The sequence below is a fragment of the Paenalicyclobacillus cellulosilyticus genome (genome assembly GCF_014647315.1).
Classification (GTDB): domain Bacteria; phylum Bacillota; class Bacilli; order Alicyclobacillales; family Alicyclobacillaceae; genus Alicyclobacillus_J; species Alicyclobacillus_J cellulosilyticus.
The window spans coordinates 72,393-80,613 of sequence record NZ_BMOY01000008.1; the positions used below are offsets into that span (position 1 = coordinate 72,393).

At 62.6% G+C, this 8,221-nt stretch carries 7 protein-coding genes and 1 rRNA gene; all 8 read right to left on the reverse strand.

The window, feature by feature from the left end:
• Window positions 1-32 precede the first annotated feature (32 nt).
• The gene (gene disA, locus IEX97_RS04105) at window positions 33-1,109 is read right to left on the reverse strand and encodes a DNA integrity scanning diadenylate cyclase DisA (RefSeq protein WP_188881305.1); all 1,077 of its coding nucleotides are present in this window, start codon (window positions 1,107-1,109) and stop codon (window positions 33-35) included.
• Between the two features lie 9 nt (window positions 1,110-1,118).
• A complete protein-coding gene (radA, locus tag IEX97_RS04110) occupies window positions 1,119-2,468 on the reverse strand; it encodes a DNA repair protein RadA (RefSeq protein ID WP_188881306.1) in 1,350 nt (449 codons plus the stop codon).
• A gap of 140 nt (window positions 2,469-2,608) precedes the next feature.
• Entirely contained in the window at window positions 2,609-5,023 is a 2,415-nt protein-coding gene (locus IEX97_RS04115) for an ATP-dependent Clp protease ATP-binding subunit (RefSeq protein ID WP_188881307.1), read from the reverse strand.
• A gap of 1 nt (window position 5,024) precedes the next feature.
• Window positions 5,025-6,101: a protein arginine kinase gene (locus tag IEX97_RS04120; RefSeq protein ID WP_188881308.1), complete on the reverse strand. Its 1,077-nt coding sequence runs from the start codon at window positions 6,099-6,101 to the stop codon at window positions 5,025-5,027.
• A 12-nt stretch (window positions 6,102-6,113) separates the two neighbouring features.
• A complete protein-coding gene (locus tag IEX97_RS04125; protein WP_188881309.1) occupies window positions 6,114-6,626 on the reverse strand; it encodes a protein-arginine kinase activator protein McsA in 513 nt (170 codons plus the stop codon).
• A gap of 29 nt (window positions 6,627-6,655) precedes the next feature.
• On the reverse strand, window positions 6,656-7,120 hold the full coding sequence (locus IEX97_RS04130) for a CtsR family transcriptional regulator (RefSeq protein ID WP_188881310.1): 465 nt from the start codon (window positions 7,118-7,120) through the stop codon (window positions 6,656-6,658).
• A gap of 14 nt (window positions 7,121-7,134) precedes the next feature.
• The gene (locus IEX97_RS04135) at window positions 7,135-7,278 is read right to left on the reverse strand and encodes a hypothetical protein (protein ID WP_188881311.1); all 144 of its coding nucleotides are present in this window, start codon (window positions 7,276-7,278) and stop codon (window positions 7,135-7,137) included.
• Between the two features lie 517 nt (window positions 7,279-7,795).
• Window positions 7,796-7,912 (reverse strand): 5S ribosomal RNA (gene rrf, locus IEX97_RS04140).
• Between the last annotated feature and the right edge of the window lie 309 nt (window positions 7,913-8,221).

An 8,221-nucleotide genomic window follows, 5' to 3' on the forward strand; every position in this document is an offset into this window, starting at 1 on the left:
ACGCACAGAAAGAGAAAAAGCCGCCGCGGCGCTCAGATGTGGCGGTCGATGAACACCTGCTCCTGAATCCACTTCAAGCCGTCGCGGATGGCCCGCGCCCGTACGCTGCCAATCCCCTCTACCGCATCCAGATCCTCCAACGAGGCGGCTAAAATATTGGGCAGAGTCTGAAAATGTTCCACCAAATTGTCGACGATGGGCTGCGGCAGGCGGCTGATCTTGCGCAGGATCCGGTATCCGCGCGAAGACACCGGCTCCTCCGCGATGTTGTTCGTATTGTAACCGAGCAGGCGCGCCAACAACACCCCGTCCAACAGCTCTTCGGAAGACAATTCATGGATGCTGTGCAGCACCTGATGGGGGGTCTGTTCCACGTGCGGCGCCATGTAGTCCTTCACCAACAGGTACGCCTCTTCGTCGACCCCGTTGACCAACTCTTCCAACTGCATCGAGATGAGTCGGCCCTCGGTGCCCAGTTCAATGATGTAGCGGCGGATCTCGGCCTTGATGCGCAGCACCATCTCGAAGCGCTGCAACACCTGGGTGACCTCCTGCAGCGTCACCAAGTCTTCGAACTCGAGCGCGCTGAGGTTGGTCAGGCTCTGATCGAGTACCGCCTTGTATTTCTCCAAGGTTTGAATGGCTTGATTCGCCTTGGCGAGGATGACGCTGATGTCGCGCAGCATGTACTTGAACGAGCCTTGATACAGCGTGATCACGTTGCGGCGCTGCGAGATGCAGATGACCAAACACCCGGTCTGCTTCGCGACGCGTTCCGCCGTGCGATGGCGCGTCCCGGTCTCCGACGTGTGAATGGTGTGATCCGGATTGAGATTGGTGTTGGCGTACAACACCTTTTTCAGATCGTCGCTGACGATGATGGCCCCGTCCATTTTCGCCAGCTCATACAGGTGTGCCGCCGTCAACTCACATTGAATGGGAAAGCCGCCGTCGGTGATGTTCAGGACCGCCTCGTTCGCACCGACGACAATCAGCCCGCCGGTCTTGGCGCGCAGGATGTTCTCAATCCCTTCCCGCAACACCGTGCCGGGAGCCACCATCCGCAAGATCTTATTGAACATCGCTTCCCGCTTCGGATCTTCGCGCATGTGCCCACCTCAAAACGCGAGGCGCAACGCCTCGGCCACCGTACGGACGCCCACGACTTCCATCCCCGCCGTCCACCTGCCCGCCTCCACACTGTGGGCGGGTACGATGCAGCGGGTGAACCCCAACTTTTCCGCTTCACGAATCCGCTGTTCAATCCGGCTGACGGTGCGCACCTCTCCCGTCAACCCGACCTCGCCGACAAACACGTCCCCCGGCGGCACCGGCCGGTTGCGGGTACTCGAAACAAGCGCCACCGCGACGCCGAGATCGATGGCGGGCTCGTCGACCCGGACCCCGCCCGCCAAATTGATGTACGTATCGGCCGCCTGCAACGGCACGCCGAGCCGCCGCTCCAAGACCGCCAGAATCAGGTTGCACCGGTTGGCATCCGCGCCCGTCACCATACGCCTCGGCGTGGCGAACGACGTCGGCGCCACCAACGCCTGGACTTCCAGCAACAGCGGGCGCGTGCCTTCCATCGCGGTTACGACCGCCGAGCCCGGTGCCTCGACGGAACGCTCGGCAAGAAATCGTTCAGACGGATTGAGCACAGGCTCCAATCCGTCGCCATGCATTTCAAATATGGCCATTTCGTGAGTCGAACCAAACCGGTTCTTCACCGCGCGCAGCATTCGGTACGCGTGGTGTCGTTCACCCTCAAAGTATAGTACCGCGTCGACCATGTGTTCAAGCATACGCGGGCCTGCCAACTGGCCGTCTTTGGTCACGTGTCCGACGATGAACGTCGCCCAATCGCGCGGTTTGCACGTCTGGAGCAGCCGAGCGGTGCACTCGCGCACCTGGCTCACGCTGCCTGGTGCAGACCCGAGGTCCGTCAGGTACACGGTCTGAATGGAGTCAATCACCAGCAGATGCGGGTGCAGGCGTTCGGCCGCCGCCAGCGCGGCGTCCAAATTCGTCTCCGCCACGACCCAGACGTTCGGATGCAGCGCACCCAGCCGTTCGGCCCGCATGCGCACCTGCCGCAGCGATTCCTCCGCCGAGACGTACAGCACCCGCCGGCCAGCGCGTGCGAGTCCGTCCGAGATCTGGAGCAGCAAGGTGGATTTTCCAATGCCCGGATCCCCGCCTATCAACACCAGGGAACCAGGCACCAATCCACCGCCCAGCACCCGGTCGCACTCGGCGATCCCGGTGGCCAGCCGCGGCTCCGCATCCATAGGCACGTGGGCCAGCGCCACCGCTTCGGCAGCCGGCGGGCGATCCTGCGGGCGGCGCGATGCGACAAGTTCTTCCACCATCGCATTCCACGCCCCGCACTGCGGACACCGCCCATGCCACTTGACGGCTTCGTGCCCGCATTGTTGGCAGACGAACCGCGTGCGCGTTCTGCTCATCCCCACCCCTCCCGTCCCTCTATCTTATCAGGAACCTGGAAATGGGTGTTGAAAAGCCGCCGGCCTGAAGACCGGCGGCAAGGACCGTGTTCATGCGTAGGTTCGGTCCGTGCAGCAGATTGGCGGGCGCGACACGCGATTCAGCTCGCGCGTTCCACCTGCAGGTGGCTGCCGTCGTAGCCGATGCGCACCCGGTCGCCGCGCTGAATCTCGCCGGTGAGCAGCGCTTCCGACAACCGGTCCTCGATGTGCCGCTGGATGGCCCGCTTGAGCGGACGCGCGCCGTACTGCGGATCGTACCCTTCTTTGGCAAGGAACTGCTTGGCCTCGTCGGTGAGGGTGAAGTCGATGTCCTGCTCCTTGAGCCGTTTGCGCAGGTCCTCCACCATCAGGTCGACAATCTTGCCAATCTGCTCCTCGCTGAGCGGATGGAAGACGATGATCTCGTCGATCCGGTTGAGGAACTCCGGCCGGAACGTCCGCTTGAGCTCCTCCATGACCTTGGTCTTCATGTCGTCGTACTCGCGCCGGTTGTCCGGCTTGAACCCGAGCGCTCCGCCCTTGCGGATCATCTCGGCGCCGACGTTCGACGTCATGATGATGACCGTGTTGCGGAAGTCCACCGTCCGCCCCTTGCCGTCGGTGAGGCGTCCGTCATCCAACACCTGCAACAGGATGTTGAACACCTCCGGGTGCGCCTTCTCAATCTCGTCGAGCAGCACCACCGAGTACGGCTTGCGCCGCACCTTTTCGGTCAGTTGGCCGCCTTCCTCGTATCCGACATATCCGGGCGGCGCGCCGACCAAGCGCGCGGTGGAGTGGCGCTCCATGAATTCCGACATGTCGATGCGGATCATGGCGTCCTCGTCGCCGAACATCGCCTCGGCCAACGCGCGCGCGAGCTCCGTCTTACCCACCCCCGTCGGTCCGAGGAAAATGAAGGAACCAATCGGCCGCTTCGGGTCTTTCAGGCCAGCGCGCGCCCGCCGGATGGCCCGGGCCACCGCCTCGACCGCCTCGTCCTGGCCGATGACCCGCTCGTGGAGGATCTGCTCCAGGTTCACCAGCCGCGCCGACTCTTCCTCTGCGAGCTGCTTGACCGGGATGCCGGTCCACGACGACACGATGTGGGCGATGTCCTCCGCGGTCACCTTGACGTCGTGATCGTCCTGGGCGCGTTTCCACTCGCTCTTGCGCTGCTCCAACTCCTGCTTGATCTTCTGCTCCTGGTCGCGCAGCGCGGCCGCCTTCTCAAACTCTTGGCTTTGCACAGCCGCATCCTTTTCATTGCGGATCTTCTCGAGCTTTTGCTCCAGTTCCTTCAGGTTGGGCGGTGCGGTGTGCGTGCGCAACCGGACGCGGGAAGCCGCCTCGTCAATCAGGTCGATGGCTTTGTCCGGCAGGAAGCGGTCGGTGATGTACCGGTCGGACAGCCGCACCGCCGCCTCGAGGGCCTCATCGGTGATCTTGACCCGGTGATGCGCCTCATAGCGATCCCGCAGCCCGCGCAGGATCTCCACCGCCTCTTCGGGGCTCGGTTCATCGACCATGATGGGCTGGAAGCGCCGCTCAAGCGCCGCGTCCTTCTCGATGTGCTTGCGGTACTCGTCGAGCGTCGTGGCGCCGATGCACTGCAGCTCTCCGCGCGCCAGCGCCGGTTTCAGAATGTTCGACGCGTCAATGGCACCCTCGGCACCGCCAGCGCCAATCAAGGTGTGCAACTCATCGATGAACAGGATGACGTTGCCGGCCTGCCGGATCTCTTCCATGATCTTCTTGAGCCTGTCCTCGAATTCGCCGCGGTACTTCGTCCCGGCGACCACCGTCCCCATGTCGAGCACCATCACCCGCTTGTTGCGCAACGTCTCCGGGATGTCGCCGCTGACGATCCGCTGCGCCAAGCCCTCGGCGATGGCCGTCTTGCCGACGCCCGGCTCGCCGATGAGCACCGGGTTGTTCTTGGTCCGGCGCGAGAGGACCTGGATCACCCGTTCGATCTCGTTGTTGCGCCCGATGACGGGATCGAGCTTGCCGTCGCGCGCCATCTGCGTCAGGTCGCGGGCCAAGCTGTCGAGCGTCGGGGTGCCGGCCGCCGCGTCCTTGTCACCTGCCATATCCGCCACGTCGCCGCCGAGCAGCTGCAGCACCTGTTGGCGGGCCTTGTTCAGGCTGACCCCCAGGTTCGCGAGCACGCGGGCTGCCACGCCTTCCCCTTCGCGGATGAGCCCGAGCAGGATGTGTTCCGTCCCCACGTAACTGTGATTGAGCTTGCGAGCTTCATCCATGGACAGCTCAATCACCTTTTTGGCCCGCGGCGTGTACGTCATCGCAGCCGTGTGGCCTTGCCCGGGCCCGACAATCTTTTCGACCTCGCTTTGCACCTTCTCCGGCGTGACGCCGAGACTCATCAACGCCTTGGCGGCGATCCCCTCCCCTTCGCGCACCAACCCGAGCAAAAGGTGCTCCGTGCCGACGCCAGGATGGCGCATACGGGTCGCCTCTTCTTGCGCCAAGGCGAGGACCTTTTGTGCACGCTCCGTAAACCGTGTGTACATGTCAACGCACCTCCGTATTATCCATCCGCAGCCGCTCGCGGATCAGCGCGGCGCGGCGGACATCGCGCTCCGCGGGCGACAGCTCCTGATTGAAATACTTCTGCAAGAACGCCGGCTGCGTCATGATCATCAATTCCTTCAAGATGCCGGCGGAAACGCCCTTGATGATGCCGAGATCGATGCCCAGGCGGACGTCCGAAAGCCGCTCCAAGGTTTCCTTAGAATCCATTCTGCGCGCATACGCCAGGATGCCAAACGAACGGCAGATGCGATCCTCGAGGGCATCGCGGTTTTCGGACAACAGCATGCGCCGCGCTTGGCGTTCGTGATCGATCAATTGCTGCACGACGCTCATGAGGTTGGCGATAATCTCCTCTTCCGATTCGCCCAGGGTCACCTGGTTGGACACCTGGAACAGGTTCCCGGCCGACTCGGTCCCCTCGCCGTACAAGCCGCGCACGGTTAAGCCGACCTGTGAGATGGCGGTGAGGATCCGGTTGATCTGTCCAGAGAGCACGAGCGCCGGCAGGTGCATCATCACCGAGGCGCGTATTCCGGTCCCCACGTTGGTCGGGCAGGCGGTCAGGTACCCGTAACGCTCATGAAACGCGTACGGGATCTCCGTCTCCAGCGCGTCGTCAATCTGGTCGGCCAGTTGCCACGCCTCCTTGAGCCGGAGCCCGGGCATGATCACCTGGATCCGCAGATGGTCTTCCTCATTGACCATGATGCTGACCACCTCGTCGTCGCGGAGGACGACGGCGCCGTGGCGCGGCTTGTCGACGAGTTCTTTGCTGATGAGGTGCTTTTCCATGAGGACCTGCCTGTCGAGCAGCGGCATGTCGCTCATGCGCACCATTTCGAACTGGCCGAGCCGGGTGAAAGCCGGCTGGGCGATGGCTCTGCGGACGGTGTCGAGCACCTGGTTCGCATGCCCCTGTGTCTGCAGGATGGGGAATGGGATGTCCTGGATGTTGCGCGCGATGCGGATGCGGCTGGTCAGGATGATGTCGTCCTGCGGCCCGCCGTCGCGCATCCAGCGGCTCATGGCGCGTTGCAGGAAATTGCCCAGCGACATCGCGATCCCTCCTCATTGCCCGAGCTGTTGTTCCAGGGCCCGGATTTGGTCCCGGATTTCGGCGGCGCGTTCGAACTGTTCGTTGGCGACGCACTGCTGAAGCTCTTTGCGCAATCTTTCCAAGTCCTTGCGCAGTTTCACGTGCGATCCGGTCCGCGCCGGCACCTTCCCGGTATGCTGCACGGCACTCTGGATCCGGCGCAGCAACGGTTCCAAGCGCGGTGCAAAGTGTTCATAACAACTCGGGCAGCCGAATTGGCCGACCTGCGTGAATTGTTGATATGTCATCCCACAGACGTCACAGCGCAACCCCTTGCCTGCAGGCGCCGTAAAACCGGGCGACGACTCGAAATTCAACAATCCGCCGAGCAGATGGTTGAATCCGAACGAGTTGACCGCCTTGGCGAAGATGTCACCCCGTTCGCGAGCACACTGCTCACACAGACGATACTCGCTCTTCTCACCGTTGACGATCTTCGTGAAATGCACGGTCGCGGGACGCTCATGGCAGTTTTGACAGAGCATCTTCGGCTCCCTCCTGTCGCCGAGGTCCATCACGCGCTGCCCAACAGCGCGATCAACATCTGCGTGAGCAGACGGGCGCGCACTTCATCGCGAGCCGGCAATTCCATGCGAAAGATATCCCTGCTCATCGCGGCTCGCAGCATGCTCGCCTCGCGGCTTGTGATGGTCCCTTGGTTATGCAACCGCTCAATCAGCCCTTCTGCCTCGCGCTGCGAGATCCGCTCACCCACCTGCTTGATGACTTCCGGCAGCGCCTGCGGCCCTTCGCACGTAATTTGGCGGATGCGGATGTATCCACCGCCACCGCGCTTCGATTCGACAATGTACCCTTGGTCCACCGTGAAGCGCGTGCCGATCACATAGTTGATTTGGGACGGGACACACTGGAACAGTTCAGCCAACTCACTTCGCTGCACCTCGACCACGCCGTTTTCCGCCTCTTGCAAGATCCGCTTCAAGTATGCTTCGATGATGTCCGACATGTTGCGGGTCACTGCATTCCCCCCTCTCAAAATGGGAAGGTGGGCGGGTCACTGTCTATGGTCGCAGCAGCCGTGCGTTCCACAGCTTCGGTGACCATCGCATGGATGAGGTATTGCGTAATACCATTGCGAATACCTTTTCCATGCGCCTTGCGGTCTACCTGCGTCATGGTCTTTCCGCCACCCTTGTTTCCATGAAGCCAAGGGGTTTTGACTTTGACTTTCGTTGACCTTGACCTTCACTGACTATAATACATACCTACACGCCGGAATGCAATACCCCCGAATGCAAAATTTGCAGATCCCGGGGGCACTCGCCTATCCGCTTATCGACGTGCGCGTGGTGACAGCGGACGATGCAATGGTATCGTGTCCGAGTGCGTAGTTCGACATGCGGAGCATAACCCTCATCCGCCGGGAAGAGACAAAGCGGGAGTCGCGCGCTTAGGGATACGGGACACCGTGGGTATGTACCGGTGCGGATGATGCCACCCCGTTGAGCCCCCGCATCCCCGGCTGAACGACTCGCGCCGCAAGGCGCGGTTGGAGTGAGGCCGGGGATGCGGGGCTTTGTGGCGTTGATCATCATGCGCTGGCGGAGTGCTGCAAATCTGGGCGTGTTGCAAAGACAAAAAAAACGGAAGCCCGCCAGGGTTCTTCCCCGGCAGGCTCCCGTGTCCTTCGCTCGCCTGGCAGCGTCCTGCTTTCCCGGGAGCTCCCGCTCCCAGTATCCTCGGCGCTAGAGGGCTTAACGGTCGTGTTCGGGATGGGTACGCGTGTTTCCCCTCCGCTATGGCCACCAGGCTTGGGTGTCCCTGTATCCCCTCGCGCGCTCCAACCACGCCTGCGGCGTGAGTCGCGCGCGTGGGGATACGGGACACTTCGGATATGTACCGGTGCGGGCGAGTTGCCACCCGGCGTGGTCCGTACCCCGCGCGCCATCCTGCGCCTGACAACGCAAGTCGTTCGGCCGGGGATACGGGACACTTCGGATGTATAGGTGCGCGGGCGAGTTGTCACCCGGCTTGGGCCCCGTATCCCCAAGCGCGCGACGCACGCACAAGGCGTGGCCGGAGCGCGCCCGGGGATACGGGACATCCTTGGGACCTGGAT